Source organism: Paenibacillus sp. FSL R7-0179, assembly GCF_038002265.1.
In the GTDB taxonomy this organism is placed as follows: Bacteria; Bacillota; Bacilli; order Paenibacillales; family Paenibacillaceae; genus Paenibacillus_AQ.
In genome coordinates this window covers 398,778-416,148 of the sequence record NZ_JBBOCC010000002.1, presented here as the reverse complement: position 1 = coordinate 416,148, position 17,371 = coordinate 398,778, and the positions used below count along the sequence as shown (strand labels likewise).

Sequence of the window (17,371 nt, the reverse complement as noted above, 5' to 3'; positions counted from 1 at the left end):
AGGAGAAAATTTCATGAGTAAAACTAAAATCGTCTGTACCATCGGTCCCTCCAGCGAAAGCCCCGAAATGCTCCGTAAACTGATCCAAGCCGGTATGAATGTCGCCCGCCTGAACTTAGCTCACGGTGAGTTAGAGGAGCACGCAGAACGCATCCGCCACATCCGGGAAGCAGCCAAGGAGCTAAACCAATATGTGGCCGTCCTGCTCGACATCAAAGGTCCGGAGATTCGTATCGGCAAAATGGCCTCGGACTACTTGGAATTGGTACCAGGAGAAACCGTGGTTCTGACCACAGAGGATGTGCTCGGCACGAAGGACCGTATCCAAGTCACCTATAAGCAGTTACCCCAAGATGTAAAGCCCGGCAGCAGCATCCTGATCGATGACGGTCTGATCCGTTTGGAAGTCGTAAAGGCTGAAGGTACCGAGATCACCTGCCTCGTCAAGAACGGTGGCAAGCTGAAGCCACGCAAGGGCGTCAACGTTCCCGGCATCAAAACCAGCCTTCCAGGCGTAACTGAGAAGGACATCCTGCACATCAAGTTCGGCGTTGAGCAGAACATCGACATCATTGCTCAATCCTTTGTCCGCAAAGCTGCAGACATTCTCGAAATTAAACATATTCTCAGCAAACACAAGGCCAGCCATATTCAAGTCATCGCAAAAATCGAAAATGACGAGGGTTTGGAGAACTTGGACGCCATCCTGAGTGTAGCCGACGGACTAATGGTTGCGCGCGGAGATCTGGGCGTGGACTTGCCGGTGGAGGAGGTGCCACTGGTTCAAAAAGACATGATCAAGAAGTGTAACCTGGCCGGAAAACCGGTTATCACCGCCACCCACATGCTGGAGTCCATGCAGATGCACCCGCGTCCGACCCGTGCAGAAGCAAGTGACATCGCCAACGCTATTTTTGATGGCACCGATTCTGTCATGCTGTCTGGTGAATCTGCCGCAGGTAAATACCCGCTGGAGTCCGTCGAGACCATGGCCCGCATCGCAGCCCGCGCTGAGTCCGTCCTGGGGAGCTATGGCCGCTGTAACTGCAAGGGTAATGAGGCTGCCGTCAACGTAACAGGTGCCATCGGCGAATCTGTTGTCCGCACTGCCCTCACACTCTCCGCCAAAGCTATTCTCGCCCTGACCGAAAGCGGCTTTACCGCCCGGATAATCGCCAAGCACAAGCCCTCTGCACCTGTCATCGCCGTATCCACAAAGAAGAACGTGCTGCATGCCCTTTCCTTGACATGGGGTGTAATTCCGCTGCTCCGCGACGAATCTGCTTCCAGCACTGATGCAGCCGTAGAAGCTGCCGTTGAACTGGCGAGGTCTGCCGGATACGTACGTAATGGCGACTTGGTGCTCATCACCGCCGGTGTCACTGTAGGCTTTGCCGGAACCACTAACCTGCTGCGGGTTCATCGAGTTGGGGAAGGGGATTAAATAAAAACGGGGTCCGCTGTATTGCAACTAACCCAGATCCTCAAAAACAAAAAACTTGCGTAAACACCTTCATTGCTAACGGGTCTAGCCGTGACTCCCTCAGATGTTAGCCTCATATGCAACGAGTCAATATCATCTGTAAAAAATGTTACAACCCACCGTGGCCGTCCATTCACCTCAAAAACTGCTCTTGTGTCATTATCAGATGCGATTAGATCAATGATTGGACGGTTATCCCGGAATAAGCTTAGGTAGTTTCCTCTATCGTTTCTAATGTTGAAGCCGAAGTGATGGACAAACCACTCTGCAGATTTTTTTATATTTTTAACCGGAATTACATTGTATGCGATTCCTAAGATTTTCCCGTTAACCATGCTATCAGTCCTCACTAAAAACCAAAGTCATAGACTGCCCACTATTATTTTTTAGTCAAGTTTAATAAACTTATCAAAGCAGTATGAATCTTTGTCATAGCCGTTTTGTTCATAGAAAGCATGAGCCCCGGTTCGCTTCATCCCTGTGCATAGAATTATGCTGGATATTCCGCAATCTTTCGCATAATTTTCAGTGTATCTTAACAATTTAGTGCCTACCTTATGTCGCTGAAAATCATTATGTACAGCAAGTCCGGTTATATGCAGATAATCATTCGCAGACCCTACAGCTAATGCATGAACGCTAGATATAAAACCAACAACATGGTTCTCAAGTAACGCTACAAACGTTTTGTAATTGCCTGCCATTCTCATCTGTTCCATCTTAACGCGAAAGTTCTCATCCGTAACAGTATGAACGCCAAGTACATTGTTCCATAAGAAAACAACTTCAGTATAATCGTTTGCTATAATTTCTCTTATCTTAATTTCCATGTACAATGTACTTTACTCCTCAACCTCAAATATTGAATCAATGATAATGGGAAGATTGTCTCTAACCGAAACAGCTCCAAAGACTGAACGGGCATGGATACCTTTTTCTCCGAAAACATCCAGCATCAGATCAGAACAACCATTAAGCACTTTATGATGCTCTTCAAAACTGGCGACCGCATTAACAAAGCCCTGAATTTTAACCACGCGTTTCACTTTATCCAGTGTATCTAAAGCTGTTTGTAGTACAGCCAAAATTTCAATCCCCGTTTGTCGTGCAAACTGATAACCTTCTGCGGTTGTATACTCCTGACCTAACTTGCCCTTGGGCGTACCAGCAGGCCCCTTGCCTGAAACGAACAATAACCCGTTTACTTTTACGTAATTTGCGTACTTAGCTGCAGGTTCGCTTGCATGGGGGATAACGATTCCTAATGTTGCTATTCTACTAGCCACTGTTTGTTCAGTCATTTCCAATCTCCTAACTCATCAGATTTGGAAGAATTATAGCAAGGTATGCCATTCCTATAATCATTCGTTTTAAATTCATGAGATATCACCTTACACGTTTAGCAATCGGATGATCCTCATTCAACTCCAGCAGCTCCCATAAATTCCCGTATAAATCTTTAAAGACCGCTACTTTTCCGTACGATTGATCTTGAGGCTCTCTAACAAATTCAATGGCTTCATCATAATCGTTTACGACCAGAGCAATATGTACAATGGACTGAATCATTTGTTAGTTCTCCTCCTTGGCTCCAGATAATGGAGATGTAATGACCTGCTCGAAGCTTCAAGCTCCCGTCACCATGTCTAAGTATTTCCTTAAATCATCTTTAGCCCGCGAATCACTGGCCCAAGCCCCTAAATTCCAACTCATATATCTAAGTCCTAAGTATCGTGAGGCAATTGCACACAGTTGATTGAACTGATTGATAGGAAATTCGATGTTTGAAGCAGCCAGTAGCCGCTTATATTCCTCCAGTTGTTCCGAAGTGTTGTATCTTAACACATTAAGGAATCACCGTAGTCCCGATCCCATTTGTAAATAGAGTATCTACCAGCTTGACCAATTCTTCCGACGACAGGTCTTTGTCATTGCGTATCCAAAGGCGAAACATCGACATTAGTGTGGATATGTAAAACTCAATGATATACGGTGCTAAAGCTTCATTTGCCGGAAGGTCGACAATCAATTTCTCCAAGGAAATTTCTCTCTTCAGACGTTCGATAAAATGAATAGAACCATAGTCGCCCAAGAGGGCTTTCAGTACTGAAATTTCCTCTGTATTTTCCAGGCATTGCAGTGCGTCTTGGAAAGAATGAGTGGAGAACTCTCTGGTTGCCATTTCCTCTTTAATGGATGTAAAGACACGCGCTTCCACGTAGTCCAACAATTCATAGATATCCGTAAAGTATTGATAAAAGGTACTGCGGTTATATCCTGATCGTTTCGCGATCTCTTGGATGGTTATTTTTTCAATGGGTTTCTGGCTATATAAATCGCAGAATACATTGATAAAGGTTTGCCTTGTTTTATCCGTAAGTTCAGGTTGCTTTTTCATTATTGGCCTCCGGTTTCTGTACATCGATTACACAACAGATCTTAAAAATCTGATGGTTGATGGCTGTATAGCGGATCTATACAATAAATTATACAACACGTTGTTGGATAATCAACAAGGATTAATATATAGGCTCAGGAGGCTAATATGAGAATTTTATTTTTCGGCAGAGGTGTCATATCGGCCCAATATGCTTGGGCTTTTGAACAGGCAGGACATACAGTGGAGTTCTACGTTAGACAAGGGAGAAAAGAAACCTTCGGCAGCAGCATTGAGCTTGAAATGTGGGACGCACGAAAGGGGAAGCAGCTCATAAAAGAAAGCTGGAACGTCAAACTGCATGAGGAGATTCGACCAAATTATGATCTCATTATTGTGAGTGTCAACACGGAGCAGCTTCCGGCAGCAGCACAACTTTTATCGACTCATGCAGGAAACACACCTGTTCTAATCTTCAATAACCTTTGGCAGGATTTGAAATCATCGATCTCACCCCTGTCTATGAACAATGTGGTCTTTGGGTTCCCCGGAGGCGGCGGCGGCATTGAGGACAACAGGCTTAGAGGCGGCTTTTTAAAAATGCTGTTTCTGGAACAGCCACGGGTAGGCACCGAACCTATTAACAACAAGGTCAAAGAGCTATTTGAAAGTGCCCATTTTAAAATTAAGTGGATCAAGGATATGCAGAACTGGCTCTGGAATCACTTCGCGATGAACGCAGCAATGGAAACCGAGGTGTTGAGACTGGGAAGTTTTGCGGCACTCATGAATGATAGCGACTCCTTCGCAAATGTTGGCAGGAATATGAGGGAAATTATCCCCGTAATAAAAGCCAGAGGCGGAAACGCTGATATGACTTCTCTGCTGTTGACTAAGATCCCGCCAGCACTTCTCGGCACGCTGTTTAACAAGGTGATTTTTGCAAAGGGCAGCTTGCCGCGGCTTTTCATGGAATACAACAATAGTAAAGCAGGCTTTGCGATCCTTGAAGTTGTGCGGGAAGCGAAAAAGTTGGGGATAGCTTTGCCGCGGCTTACTGCGGCGCTGGAAAATTCTGAGCAATACAAAGCAGGCGTATCAAGATAGGAAGGATTTAAGATCCCTTTGGTCGGTCGCATAGCGGTCGGCCTTTTTGGTGCATTTCAATTACGCACTCACACGGAGTACGAATGCTTTAACCTCCACTCTATATACTTTGTTTATAAATTTCAATCTACGCACTCACACAGAGTGCGACCGCTAGAAGTTCACGTTAATAGTAAAGGAGCTAAATTTCAATCCACGCACTCACATAGAGTGCGACGCAAACAATATGGCTGTTCATGATGCAGCTCAAATTTCAATCCACGCACTCACATGGAGTGCGACCAGCAGCCAAAACCCCGGACTGGTCACATACATATTTCAATCCACGCACTCACACAGAGTGCGACGCCCAGCAGCAAGCAGAGGAAATGTCCAAGCTGCGGATTTCAATCCACGCACTCACACGGAGTGCGACCCGAAGGTCTTCCGCATCGTATGTGTGCCGATTATTTCAATCCACGCACTCACACGGAGTGCGACTGCCCCATTCCTTCCGGGATTGTCTGGATCATCCGATTTCAATCCACGCACTCACACGGAGTGCGACCGATTCCCTGCGCCAACTCTAAAACATCCATCAAATTTCAATCCACGCACTCACACGGAGTGCGACTTTCACAGATATAACTATCTGATTCACCCGTAGATTTCAATCCACGCACTCACACGGAGTGCGACACTGTTAAGGGATATCAATTACCATTGAATTCAATCATTTCAATCCACGCACTCACACGGAGTGCGACCATAGCAGCACACATAAATACTGCTTCTGTTTCAAAATTTCAATCCACGCACTCACACGGAGTGCGACGTAATAAATCTGATGTGCAACTCAGAATCTACATTTCAATCCACGCACTCACACGGAGTGCGACAGCGGAAACAGCATAACCTATGCTGTTTCCGTATACATACACTATAACTTCCTTTGTTCCATTCTCGAAAAGATATCTGTCCACGCTTGACCTTTCAAGTATTCCCTCGATTGCTGAGAGTTTCGACAAATTCTGAGGTGCGAAACCCCCGGGGATTTCATGGAAGCTTGGCATTCGCACCGGCTCTTTGTTTCTATTGTACCTCTTCGGCCATATTCTGCATAATCCTAAATTGTCTCAACACGTTATCCGCCGGGGTATTTAAACACACTCCAAATAAGCCAGACCGCATACTCAGTATGCAGGCCGGCTATCTATGTTACTTTTACTTGACTAAGACCTCAGCGTGGTGCTCTCTCCCAGTACCAAGTGGACTCAGAGGCCCTTATTTCGCGAAAAACCCAACTTTTCCAGCATTCGCGAACTCCAGGGCCGTTATTGATGGTTATACCACCTGAAAACGCCTCGCAGAGAGACAATAAGCGCACCACAGTCCGCCAAGCAGTAAAAAACAAGGTTTGTTTGAAAATAACGGAATCCTGGTCCGCGAAGGAGCATGGAGGGGCAGACTTGGGTGACCAGATGGGTTCGCGGGCTTCCAAGTGCGAAATATTGTCTCAACACGTTATCCGCCGGGGTATTTAAACACACTCCAAATAAGCCAGACCGCATACTCAGTATGCAGGCCGGCTATCTATGTTACTTTTACTTGACTAAGACCTCAGCGTGGTGCTCTCTCCCAGTACCAAGTGGACTTAGAGGCCCTTATTTCGCGAAAAACCCAATTTTTCCAGCATTCGCGGACTCCAGGACCGTTATTGATGGTTGTTCCACCTGAAAACGCCTCGCAGAGAGACAATAAGCGCACCACAGTCCGCCTAGCCACAAAAAACAAGGTTTGTTTAAAAATAACGGCCCTCAGGTCCGCGAAGGAGTATGGAGGGGCAGACTTGGGTGACCAGATGGGTTCGCGGGCTTCCAAGTGCGAAATATTGTCTCAACATGGTATCGACCGGGGTATTTAAACACACTCCAAATAAGCCAGACCGCATACTCAGGATGCAGGCCGGCTATCTATGTTACTTTTACTTGACTAAGACCTCAGTGTGGTGCTCTCTCCCAGTACCAAGTGGACTCAGAGGCCCTTGTTTCGCGAAAAGCCCAACTTTTCCAGCATTCGCGGACTCCAGGGCCGTTATTGATGGTTATACCACCTGAAAACGCCTCGCAGAGAGACAATAAGCGCACCACAGTCCGCCAAGCAGTAAAAAACAAGGTTTGTTTGAAAATAACGGAATCCTGGTCCGCGAAGGAGCATGGAGAGGCAGCATGGGATGGCGAGGCGGGTTCGCAGGCTTCCAGGCGCGAAAGTCGATAGACTGCTCAGCAAACCACAGGCGCAATAGCGAGCAGTCTGACTCCCGCCCTGCCGCACTGGAAAGCAGATTACTCTCCCCAAGGCAGGACAGCAAGTGTTCTTGCCCTGCTCCCCAGTCGGACGGCAAGCAGACTTGCTCTCTCCGCAGACACACCGCCAACTAGCCAGCCTGGCCTATTACTCCAAGCCCTGGTAGGCAGCCTCACTCCCCCCAGACGCAGCAGCGAGTAGCCGCCCCTCCAAGCTCACCGCCAAGCAGCCGTGCCCGTCCATTCAAGCACGGGCTGTCAGCCGCGCTCGCCCCCATCAAGCATTCATCAACACCTGAATACGCTCCACGTCCTGGCTGAATTTTTTGGCCAGACGGGCTTTGCCGAGGTTGGACTTTACGATCTTTTGCATGCGTTTATCGTCCGTCACAGCGAACTTGGCGAGCATGCGGAAGCCTTGCTCGGGGGCGCGTTCCACGAAGACGCTGAGCGCATATTCCAGACCCTTGGACAGCACGCGGAACTCTTCCGCAGCGTAGCGGGTCTGTCTGGCGGCAATCTGGTCCAGGATCTCATCAGACAGCTCCAGCGCATACAGGACATTGGCCTGCTCCTTCAGCATCGGCGGGTGGGCCAGGGCAGCGACGAAGGCGCGCTGCTCCAGTGCGTTGGCTGTGCCCTTCATGCCGTCGAACAGTGCGCGGAGCACCCCGAAGTCCTGCTCCCCGATGCGCTGCAGCGCCATCGCTGCCGCCTCGCGCATCCGCCAGCGGGCATCATTCATCGCCGCCCGGCAGCGCTCCAGAATAATCTCCTGACGGGCAGGCTCCGCATAGCGGTAGTAGCTGCCCATCGCCTGGAGCGCGCAGAACGGCAGGAACTCGCGGGGATCATCCGTAGGCGCTTCTGCTTCCGTCTTACCCGTCCACTCCATAAGCAGCTCCCAGGCTTCGCTGGCCACCCAATCCGACGCGAAAGCATCCGCGAAGGTGGAAGCTGCGCCCAGATTCGCCCGGGGTCCCGGCAGGTTCGACTCGCCCATGAGACGCTGCTCCAGCTCACCGAACTTCCCGGCCTCCTGAAGATCGCCGTAGAAGACATTTTTACTCACTTTACTGTTCATTTCAGTACCCTCCATCATTTTGGAAAAGCCATCTTGATCTGCTCCTCGCAGAACTCCTTACATACATTGTTGCCCCAGAACAGCCCATGAAAACGCGTGAGCGCAATCGTGTCCTCGCGGATTTCGACCAGCCCTTCCTTCACGAATTTGTCGAACAGCTCCGGGAAGTGCTCCTCCGGGTAAACGCCGAATTTGCGGCGGAACTGCTGGCGGTCAATCGCTGTACGGCGCAGGCCCATGGCCAGGAACTGGTTGGGCAGATCCTCTGCCTTCACTTCGTAGCCTAAAGCAATGGGGAGGTCGCCGGATGTAATCTTTTTCACATATTCAGGGAGTAACTTCACATTCTGGTAGGCATATCCGCCCACATCGCCGAATGCCCCCAGCCCCACCGAGAGCAGGTCCAGATAATCGTCGAAATGCTTGCGGCTATACACATGGTGGCCTCCCGGCCGGACGAAATCATACGTCGATTCCACCGAGTAGCCCTGCGATTCCAGGTAACAGCAAGCCTCCACATACATCTGCTGTTCCAGCTCAAGTCCGCCGCAGGCCGGAAGCTCGCCGCTGGCAATGCGCTTAGCCAGACCGAAGCCGGGAATGATCTTCAGCGGAAATAGTGTGACATGGCCGATGTCCAGCTCCACTACCTTCGCCAGATCCGCAAGCCATTCCTCCATCGTCTGGCCCGGCAGATTGTACATCAGATCCAGGCTGACGTTCGCGATGCCCGCCTCTCTGGAATTCTGAATTGCCCGCAGGGAATCCTCACCGGTCTGAAGCAGTCCGAGGCGTCTGCCCAGCTCATCGTTGAACGTCTGCACCCCGAGACTGATCCGGTTCACGCCGAGCGCCTGAAGCAGCTTCAGCTTGGCAGCGGTGAACGAGGCGGGATTGCCCTCGAACGTGATTTCTTCGATATGGTGCATAGGCAATGTGGCTTGTAGCTGCTCGAAGAGTGCGGTGATCTCTTCCTCGTCCAGCACACTCGGCGTCCCGCCGCCGATATAGAGCGCTTCTACCGAGCAATTGCGGATCTGCGGCGTCATCCCGTACATCTCCAGCTCGCGGAACAGCGCAGCCAGATAATCCTTGCGGGCACCCTGCTCGTTGAACGCCTTGGGGTACGGGCAGAACGGGCAGATGGAATCGCAGAAGGGAATATGTACATAGACCAGCTTGGAGCTTGCCGCGGCTTGATTCAAGTTCATGAGAGACGGCAGCCGTGCGCTGTCCTCTGGCGACACCGGAGTGTTTCCCATGGGATAATGCCCTATCCCGATCTCCCGGAACGGGTATACAGGCTTGTTCATTCGATCAAGTCCTTCCTCCAATTGAATTCATAAGCATATCCTTATAGATGTGGCGTGATGCGGACAGAGCATCGGTGAGCAGATCAGCACTGTAATCCTTGGACTGGTAATAGGCCGGAAAAAGCAAGTTATCCTCTGCCCGGATCACCTGCTCCTGCAGCGCAACATGATACAGCGACGTATGAGGGTAGACACGGATGCCTTGGCTGGCCAGAATATAGACAGGATTCAGCTGATTGACCACCTGCACCGTCTCCTGCACCGTCTCTTCATTCTCCCCAGGACCGCCGAACAGCAGCGATACGGAGTAGGGGAGCTGATATCGCTCCAGCAGGTGTCCCAGTTCAACTAACTGCTCCGGGGTGAACTGCTTGCCCATCCGCCGGAGCATTTGCCGCGAGCCCGAATCGGCCCCGATGTCCACGAAGCGGCAGCCGTTCTCCTTCAGCGAGCGGATCAGGTCCTCGGTAATATGGGCCGGAGTCAGAGCGCAGCTCCATTCCAGCGAGGGGCTGGTACGGCCGATCAGGTTGCAGAACTCCACCGTCTCCTCCACCTCATGATTGAACACCCCGTCTACAAAAGTGATACTACGCACCTGATAGTCATTCTCCAGGATCTTCATATCTTCGCTGAACTGCTCCGCAGGAATCCGGCAGGCGCCGGCATTCATGTAGCCCTCCGAGCAATAAATGCAGTGCCGGCTGCACCCTCTGGAGGCCTGATAGCCCATCGAGGCTTTTTTGATGCGGGGGTTCGGGATAAAATACTGTGGAGCGAACAGCGACTTCGGCGGAACACGGCTGTACACCGGATGATAGGCGGGATCTGCATTACGTACCGTACCTGTCTCCGGGGCCTGCCCCTGTTCCATCTCACGGGCCAGCCGCACTGCTTCCGCTTCGCCTCCACTCCCCTTGATTCCGTAGTCCGCCCCCAGCTCCTTCACCAGCTCGCCGGGCATCACCAGCATTGCAGCCCCGCCAAGCAGTACCTTGGCTGAACTGCAAGTACGGCATACCTGCATGACTTCCTGTAAGAAAGAGAGATAGCTCTCCGGCTGCTGAATCACCTGATTATCGATGTTGCGCACCGAGAGGCAGATCAGATCCGCTCCGGTGACCCGCAGCTCCTCGCGAAGCGCCTCCAGCGGTTCAGCTACGAAGGCCAGATCCAGAAAACGGGTGCTAAATCCGGCAGCCGTGAGGGCTGAGTAGACCATCCCCGCGCCGACAGGAAGAACTGGCATCGGTCGGAGCAGGGTATTCGTAGACACTACCAGTATTCTCATGCTTCACTCCACCCTGTCTTCCTTCAAATGAACATCCAGTCCGGGTTACGCTCCCGGTACGGAGCACAGATGCGGTTCGCCTGCTCCAGACTCAGCTGCGGGGACATGAAGAACTTCGGATGCAGCAGCTCATCCGGCTCCGGCGAACCCACATAGCTGTACATATCGGTGGACGGCAGAATACGGATGCCGAACAAGCCGAAGATGCGCTGCACCGCAAGCTCCTCCATCAGATCCAGTGTCTCGCGCAGCGTCTCCGGTGTCTCCTCCGGTCCCCCGATCAGGAGGCAGAAGCTGAAGTCCAGCTCCTGGCTGCGGCAGAGCTGGACCACCTTGCGGATCTCGCCCTGCCGGAAATTTTTCTTGAACGATCTGAGGCAGATATCGCTGCCGGAATCAATGCCGAACTCCACCTCCGTACACCCGGCCTGCTTAAGCAGACCGGCGAATGCTTCCGTGAAGAAGCGCGGATTCAGGAAGCAGCCCCAGGCTAACGGTAACGTCCGCCCGATCAGCTCCCGGCAGATCTCTTCGGCATGCTCCAGCGGATAGTTGAACACACTGTCCACGAAATCAAAAGAACCGATGTCATACTGCACCACCATCTGCTCAATCTCATCGGCCACCCTCTTCGGTGACCGCAGGCGGACGGACCGGCCCTCCAGTGACGGGTAAGCACAATAGGTGCAGCTTAGCGCACAGCCCCTTTTGGTCAATACATTGTATCGGACCCTTCGCTCCACATCATAGCTGTGCAGAAATCCGCTGCGGCTGGGGAAATACTCCTGATCCAGCTGCTCAGGCGCATACGGCGGCCAGTAATTCCATTCTCCGGCCCTTGTCCTGAACATGAGTCCGTTTACTGCGGACGGCACCTGCCCCGCTTCCAGCTGGCCCAGCAGCTCTACGATACTGTCACAGCCGTCACCGACAATGCCGTAATCGGCTCCCGTCTCCTGCAGCCACTGCCTGGGCAGGAGCGAGAAGCCCGCTCCTCCCAGAATGATACTGGCCCTGCTATTCCATTCCCGCACCCAATCCACCATCAAGCAGACCTGATCCACGAAGCTCCGGGGATACTGCATGCAGCAATTATCCAGGTTACGGATCGAGACCCCGATGTAATCGGGCGCGTACGCATTAAGGTAATTCGTAACAGCCTCCCGGGTATACTCCAGTTGGGTCATGTCCAGCATGCCTGCCTCCCAGCCGGAAGCGACAAGACTGGCGTGAATATAGCTAAGACCCAGCGGGAATACAGGCGGCCGCTTCTCCGTATTCGCCGAGATCAGCAGCACTCTGCCCATGCTCACTCCCCCTTAAGAAAAGTGAGCGTGGCCGCAGCTACATCCCCGCCCGCCTCAAGAAACATAAAGTGCCCGGCGCCTGGAACCGTATGCATCCGGGAATCCGGCAAATACCGGTTCAGCTCCAGCGCCTTGTGCAGCGGCGTAATCCGGTCCGCTTCCCCGGTAATAATCAGCGATCTCTGCCGGATGCCCTGAAGAACCGGCCGCAGGTCGGGATGCTTAATCTGAATCATCAGACGGTGGGTCGCGGCAGGCAGCCGGGACCAGCCCTCCAGAATCTGCTGCTGAACCGCTTCATGCCCCTCGGTGAAAAAATACGGAACCGCCGCCGCATTCGTCTGCCGCACAGCCTCCGGCGTGATCTCTGCCCCGTGCTCCGGCCGCTTGAACGGAACCGCGAAGGTGGCGGCAGCCCCCATCAATACCAGCTTCTTCACCCGGTCCGGCTCACGTGCGGAGAGCAGCAGCGCAAGCGTGCTGCCCAGGGAATGCCCGATAATCGAGACCTGCTTCAGCCCCTGCTCATCCAGCAGCCTGAGAATATCATCGGCCATGTCCTCCAGGGTGAAGGCCGGACCGTCGTATTCCGACTGGCCGTGTGCACGCAAGTCCGCGCACAGCACCTGATAATGAGGCGCAAGCGCCATGGCCAGATCCCGGAAGACGAGCGAAGAGTCCCGGTTGCCGTGCAGGCACAGGACAGCTTCCCCGTTGCCCTGAATACTGCAATGTAAAGGTATCCCTTTAGTCTTCAACATGTAATTTGGTTCCTCCCTTGAACTTCCCGGCCGGGCTGCTCATACGACAGCTTCCTCCAGATAGTCCACGACCCGGTCTATGTCCCGGCCGTCTGCTTCATCCACTGCGAACAACCGCCATTCCCCGGGGCTTCGGCCTACCAGAATGGCCGGCTGTCCGGGCGCCAGGGTGCAGCGCGAGGCCAGCTTATCCTCCCAGTCATAATACAGCGCGAAGCCGGGAACGGTCTGGCTTGTCTTCTCCTTCACGAATTCATGCGTGATGAAGTGGGGCAGCTGCCCTACTCTTGCAATTAACGCACAGTCGGCGCTCCCGCCGAACTGCTGCGCCAGCCGTTCCAGCAGCGGCGCGCAGCGGAGGCTGGCCTGCTGATCGCCGATGACGAAGATCCTTGGCTGAATCGAAGCCAGTTCACCGAGCGTAACCTCCTCATCCCGGACGTCCTGCACAGTGAAGGCAGACCAGACTTCAGCCTGCCCCCCGCGTTCCAGACTCTGCTCCATAGGTTCCTGGCCCTGCTCCATAGCATCCTGCCCCCCGCTTCCCTGCCCTTGCCCTGCCCCCGACTGCCCGGGAAGGTCGAAGTAAGAGAAGCCCAAGGAGGAGGCCACCCGCATCCCGACCGCCCGGGCCATCAGCTTCGCCTCCTCCGCTTCTTCAATCGGCTTGCTCCAGGAGCGCTTGCGTATGCCCGGTTGCCCGTCATATTCAATCAGGCTGATGCCCGCGCTGGCAATCATCGACAGCTTGATCGCTGTGAAGCAAGGCATCAGCGAGGCCAGCGCCCATTCATGCCCCGGTCCCGCTGCAACCACAATCTGTCCGGCTACCTTGCCCTTGAACGCTTTGCCCTTCACTCCGGCTACCCGGTCATAATTGTAGTATTCGAAGTCCAGATCCTCGTCGCTGCACGGCTCGCAGCGGTCGATCCAGTTCTTCCAGACGGCCGGAAGCGAGAGCGCATAGACAGGTGAGGCGAAGACGAACCCGTCCGCCTCCTTCAGCTTGTCGTACAGCTCCGTCAACTGGTCCTCCGGGTCCTTCAGCAGGTGGCAGTGCTTGCCGTTCATGCAATTGCCGCAGCCGTCACAGGGCAGAATGTTGTAATCATTCAGCCGCAGCAGCTCCGTCTGCACCCCCTGCTCCGCTGCGGCTTCAAGCGCAACGGAGAGCAGATATTCGCTGGAGCTGTGATGCTTCTTCATTGACCCGGCCAGCCCGATGATCTTCTTCATCCGGCTGCCTCCTCTAAGTCCAGCTCAGCCGTATCGAAGCCCAGTGCCCGCAGATCGCTAAGCGCGAACATCCGGAAGTCCGCCGGGGTACACAGTACGTTCGCTTTAGCCACATCCTGCCTTAAGACCTGGGCACTTCCGCGCGCCGCTGCCAGCTCCTCGGACTTCTTACGGATCTCAGGCCCGGCCATATCGCGGATGAACTCGGGCTTGCGCCCAATGACCGCTTCCAGAAGACTCTCCCCTTCCGCACTCCAGACCGCCTTCGCTCCGGCCGCCGATTCGAAGAAGCTTCCCGAAGCCAGCGCCGCGAACAGCTGCTCGAATTCCTTCAGCGCCTCGTCCCCGGGCTTCGCCATGGATACCGTCCGGCTGGCCCATTCGGCACAGTAGCCGCATTTGTCACAGTCCATCCGGTCGCAGCGCTTCGAGCGGAAGCCCTCCAGGAACCCTTCCAGACTCTCGTTGTCGATGCTGGCCTGGAAGCTGAACAGCAGGCGGTAGACCTGTCTCATTTTGTCAGACGGTGCGAAATCCTCCTTGATGTTCTTGGAGAAGTTCGGCATTTCGAAGTCAGCCTCCGCCATCCGCGAATTGAGCAGGCTAAGCAGGTTCCCCTCATACTTCCGCTCGGAGTAGGACTGCGCAGTTGCCGCAATCTTCTCCGTGGTCTTCATCCGCTCGGTCAGCTTGAACTTGTGATAGCCCAGCTCTTCATAGATATACATATCCTCCGGGCGAATCCACTGCGACTTCAGCAGCTCCTCCGGGTGCTGGAGCTTACGCTCCGTGCAGCGAAGCATATAATAATCCAGCGCGAAGCCGTCGGTCACATGGTTGCACTGTGAGGCATGGCTCTGAAAATTCGCATGATTCTGGCGCATCGGGCAATCCAGCATACAGTCATTGGTCGCAATGAGCTGATAGTCGCAGCGGGTATTCTTGCGCAGGCTCTCCAGGAAGGCGAAGTCACGGTTGCGGCTCTCGGGCAGGGTAATCTCGCTGACGCCTTTTTCCTCGAAATACCGGGCTTGTCTCAGCGTGTTCACATTGGCAAAGGTAGACAGGCTGATCTTCACATCCGGCAGCGCGGTGCGCACCATATCAATTAGCATCGGGAGCGATACCGTCACATATTCCGGCTGCAGCGTGCCGATCCACTCCAGCAGCTCGCGCAGGCGGTAATGGAAATCCTTCGTGGTCTCCAGGTTATCCAGACAGGTCGCATTCAGCAGATAATTGAACTTGAACCCGTAAGCATGCAGGAGCTTCACATGCTCCTCCACCCTCACCCGGTCTATGGTTGGCAGTGCAAAGGTCGGTCTTCCGCCGCCCACCAGATCAGAGGACAGCTTGCCGTAGAAGACATCCACATGCGAATCCTTCAGCAGGATGGGCAACCGGTCATCAAAGTTCGTGCCGACAGACAGCTTCATCCCTTCAGCTCCTCTCCGGCAGCCTCAGCCGGTTTTTGTCCGCGTGCCAGCTTCACACGGCTCTCGAAGGTCTGCTGGTTCGCTTCCGAGAAGAATTCCTTGCAGACATTGTTGCCCCAGACAATGCCTCTCGCCGACAGGCGGATCTCATGCTCATCCGTTTCCAGCAGGCCTTTGGCTACCAGTTCATCGATCGTCTGACCGAAGACCTCTTCCGGCTGATATCCGAACATTCCCGCGAAATCCTTCCGCTTCACCGACAGCATCCGCAGACCCTTGGCCATCATCCCGTGCATCGCTTCCAGATCATCCGCCTGGCTGGCGATGAAGACGGACAGGAACTGCTGCTGGAGCCGGTCGCTGTACTCCTGGATATCCCCCTGGTTGATATACATCAGCTTGTTGACGTACCCGAAGGCCGCCGGACCGTGCGCGAACAGATCCTTCTGCTGGGTATAGTACAAGAGAACATGCCGGTCCTCGAAGCCCGGCTTGGCGAAATCCCACACGCTGTACTGGACATAGCCCTCTTCCTGGAGCAGCCGCTTGGCTTCCAGATACATATCCACTTCCAGCTCAACGCTGCCGGTAGGCGGAATCTTGCCTTCCTTGATCATTTTGAACAGGGCAGTAAAGGGTACTACACACAGAGAGAATACCGTGATATGGTCGATGCCGAGCCGCACCGCCGTACGGACATCTTCCAGCCACTCCTCCATGGTCTGCTCAGGCAGGTTATACATCAGATCGATGCCAATATTCTCGAAGCCTGCTTCCTTCGCTTCCTCCAGCACCTCGAAGGCCCGCCGGGAATCATGGCTCATCCGCAGATGATGTCCCATCTTATCGTTGAAGGTCTGGATGCCGATGCTGATCCGGTTCGCCCCCTGGGCGCGGATGGCCTGCATTTTCGCAAGCGTCAAGGTTGCCGGGCTGCCTTCAAAAGAAATCTGCGCATCCGGCGTCACCCGGTAATTCGCCTGGACGCTCTTCAGCATCTCCACCATCCGTTCAGCCGACAGAGCCGAAGGCGTACCGCCCCCGAACGTCACCGCGCTGATCGCGGACTGCGAACCATACGGAGAAGAGGCATAAATGCCGATTTCGGCCTTGACGGCCTCCATGTACTGCTCCACCTGCTTTTCCTGATAGGCCATCTTATTGAAGGGGCAGAAGATGCAGACGGAGGCGCAGAAGGGAACATGCACATAGACTGCACCCACATTATCCGCCGGCGGCTGGCCGCCCAGGCCCATCGTTCCGTAAATATCAGCCGGGAGAACCTCGGTCACAGGGTTGGGATAGTGGGACACACAGATAGGATCTCTGTGGGGATATACGTTATAGAAGGATTCGTGGGTTGTGGTCTTAACGGCCATGATGAACACCCCGCTTGGCTTCCACGGCCGACAATGCCGCAGCAAGGCCCGAGGAGACCGCCTCAATGCCTGCCACCGGCAGACAATTCATCACCGTCTCCGTCACTTCCTCCGCGCTCGCCCCCAGCTCATAAGCCTTCATTGCATGCAGCCGGATGCCATAGGTAGAACGGTCTGTAACCACGCAAGCCAGCCGGATCAATTCCCGCACCTTGGGGTCAAGTGTCCCCGTGTCCTCAATCGCCTTGCACATGCTCTCAAAAGCGTTCCCAACCTGCGGATTAACTCTCATCAACATCTCGCTCATCAGCT

15 protein-coding genes, 1 pseudogene and 1 CRISPR repeat array are annotated in these 17,371 nt (G+C 53.6%); of the genes and pseudogenes, 2 read left to right on the top strand and 14 right to left on the bottom strand.

Annotation, left to right across the window (positions count from 1 at the left end; genetic code table 11):
• Positions 1-13 precede the first annotated feature (13 nt).
• On the top strand, positions 14-1,444 hold the full coding sequence (gene pyk / locus MKX63_RS18550; RefSeq protein ID WP_341019154.1) for a pyruvate kinase: 1,431 nt from the start codon (positions 14-16) through the stop codon (positions 1,442-1,444).
• On the opposite strand, the gene MKX63_RS18545 is transcribed toward pyk, so the two are convergent.
• The 5 genes and pseudogenes from MKX63_RS18545 to MKX63_RS18525 form a co-directional block, all read right to left on the bottom strand.
• The gene (locus MKX63_RS18545) at positions 1,441-1,818 is read right to left on the bottom strand and encodes a VOC family protein (RefSeq protein WP_341019152.1); all 378 of its coding nucleotides are present in this window, start codon (positions 1,816-1,818) and stop codon (positions 1,441-1,443) included. The two genes, pyk and MKX63_RS18545, sit on opposite strands and share 4 nt — an antisense overlap.
• Positions 1,819-1,869: 51 nt before the next feature.
• Positions 1,870-2,313, bottom strand: coding sequence for a GNAT family N-acetyltransferase (locus MKX63_RS18540; RefSeq protein WP_341019151.1), 444 nt, complete (start codon positions 2,311-2,313; stop codon positions 1,870-1,872).
• Positions 2,314-2,325: 12 nt separating this feature from the next.
• Positions 2,326-2,784: a RidA family protein gene (locus MKX63_RS18535; RefSeq protein ID WP_341019150.1), complete on the bottom strand. Its 459-nt coding sequence runs from the start codon at positions 2,782-2,784 to the stop codon at positions 2,326-2,328.
• Positions 2,785-2,869: 85 nt separating this feature from the next.
• Positions 2,870-3,013: pseudogene (locus tag MKX63_RS18530) on the bottom strand (VOC family protein); the annotation flags it as partial.
• Positions 3,014-3,329: 316 nt separating this feature from the next.
• Positions 3,330-3,881: a TetR/AcrR family transcriptional regulator gene (locus MKX63_RS18525; RefSeq protein ID WP_341019148.1), complete on the bottom strand. Its 552-nt coding sequence runs from the start codon at positions 3,879-3,881 to the stop codon at positions 3,330-3,332.
• Positions 3,882-4,028: 147 nt separating this feature from the next.
• Here MKX63_RS18525 and MKX63_RS18520 point away from each other — a divergent pair, with 147 nt between their 5' ends.
• The gene (locus MKX63_RS18520; protein ID WP_341019147.1) at positions 4,029-4,967 is read left to right on the top strand and encodes a ketopantoate reductase family protein; all 939 of its coding nucleotides are present in this window, start codon (positions 4,029-4,031) and stop codon (positions 4,965-4,967) included.
• A 119-nt stretch (positions 4,968-5,086) separates the two neighbouring features.
• Positions 5,087-5,845: direct repeats of the CRISPR family, unit length 32 nt; unit sequence ATTTCAATCCACGCACTCACACGGAGTGCGAC.
• Positions 5,846-7,529: 1,684 nt separating this feature from the next.
• Here the strand turns inward: MKX63_RS18520 and MKX63_RS18515 are convergent.
• Genes MKX63_RS18515 through MKX63_RS18475 form a run of 9 tightly spaced genes read right to left on the bottom strand, consistent with a single transcriptional unit; the run spans position 7,530 to position 17,366 of the window.
• A complete protein-coding gene (locus MKX63_RS18515; protein WP_341019145.1) occupies positions 7,530-8,336 on the bottom strand; it encodes a hypothetical protein in 807 nt (268 codons plus the stop codon).
• 14 nt (positions 8,337-8,350) lie between these two features.
• The gene (hemW, locus tag MKX63_RS18510) at positions 8,351-9,649 is read right to left on the bottom strand and encodes a radical SAM family heme chaperone HemW (protein WP_341019144.1); all 1,299 of its coding nucleotides are present in this window, start codon (positions 9,647-9,649) and stop codon (positions 8,351-8,353) included.
• 4 nt (positions 9,650-9,653) lie between these two features.
• Positions 9,654-10,940, bottom strand: a complete 1,287-nt coding sequence (locus MKX63_RS18505) for a B12-binding domain-containing radical SAM protein (protein WP_341019142.1) — start codon at positions 10,938-10,940, stop codon at positions 9,654-9,656.
• Positions 10,941-10,963: 23 nt separating this feature from the next.
• Positions 10,964-12,247, bottom strand: a complete 1,284-nt coding sequence (locus MKX63_RS18500) for a B12-binding domain-containing radical SAM protein (RefSeq protein WP_341019141.1) — start codon at positions 12,245-12,247, stop codon at positions 10,964-10,966.
• Positions 12,248-12,249: 2 nt separating this feature from the next.
• On the bottom strand, positions 12,250-13,008 hold the full coding sequence (locus MKX63_RS18495; RefSeq protein ID WP_341019140.1) for an alpha/beta fold hydrolase: 759 nt from the start codon (positions 13,006-13,008) through the stop codon (positions 12,250-12,252).
• A gap of 39 nt (positions 13,009-13,047) precedes the next feature.
• On the bottom strand, positions 13,048-14,244 hold the full coding sequence (locus MKX63_RS18490) for a flavodoxin family protein (protein ID WP_341019139.1): 1,197 nt from the start codon (positions 14,242-14,244) through the stop codon (positions 13,048-13,050).
• On the bottom strand, positions 14,241-15,680 hold the full coding sequence (locus MKX63_RS18485; protein ID WP_341019138.1) for a U32 family peptidase: 1,440 nt from the start codon (positions 15,678-15,680) through the stop codon (positions 14,241-14,243). The genes MKX63_RS18490 and MKX63_RS18485 overlap by 4 nt, the downstream gene beginning before the upstream one ends.
• On the bottom strand, positions 15,677-17,059 hold the full coding sequence (gene hemW / locus MKX63_RS18480) for a radical SAM family heme chaperone HemW (RefSeq protein ID WP_341019137.1): 1,383 nt from the start codon (positions 17,057-17,059) through the stop codon (positions 15,677-15,679). Before hemW (MKX63_RS18480) ends, MKX63_RS18485 begins: the two co-directional genes overlap by 4 nt.
• Positions 17,049-17,366 (bottom strand): carboxymuconolactone decarboxylase family protein, encoded by a 318-nt coding sequence (locus MKX63_RS18475; RefSeq protein WP_341019136.1) that lies wholly within the window; start codon positions 17,364-17,366, stop codon positions 17,049-17,051. The genes hemW (MKX63_RS18480) and MKX63_RS18475 overlap by 11 nt, the downstream gene beginning before the upstream one ends.
• Positions 17,367-17,371: the final 5 nt, after the last annotated feature.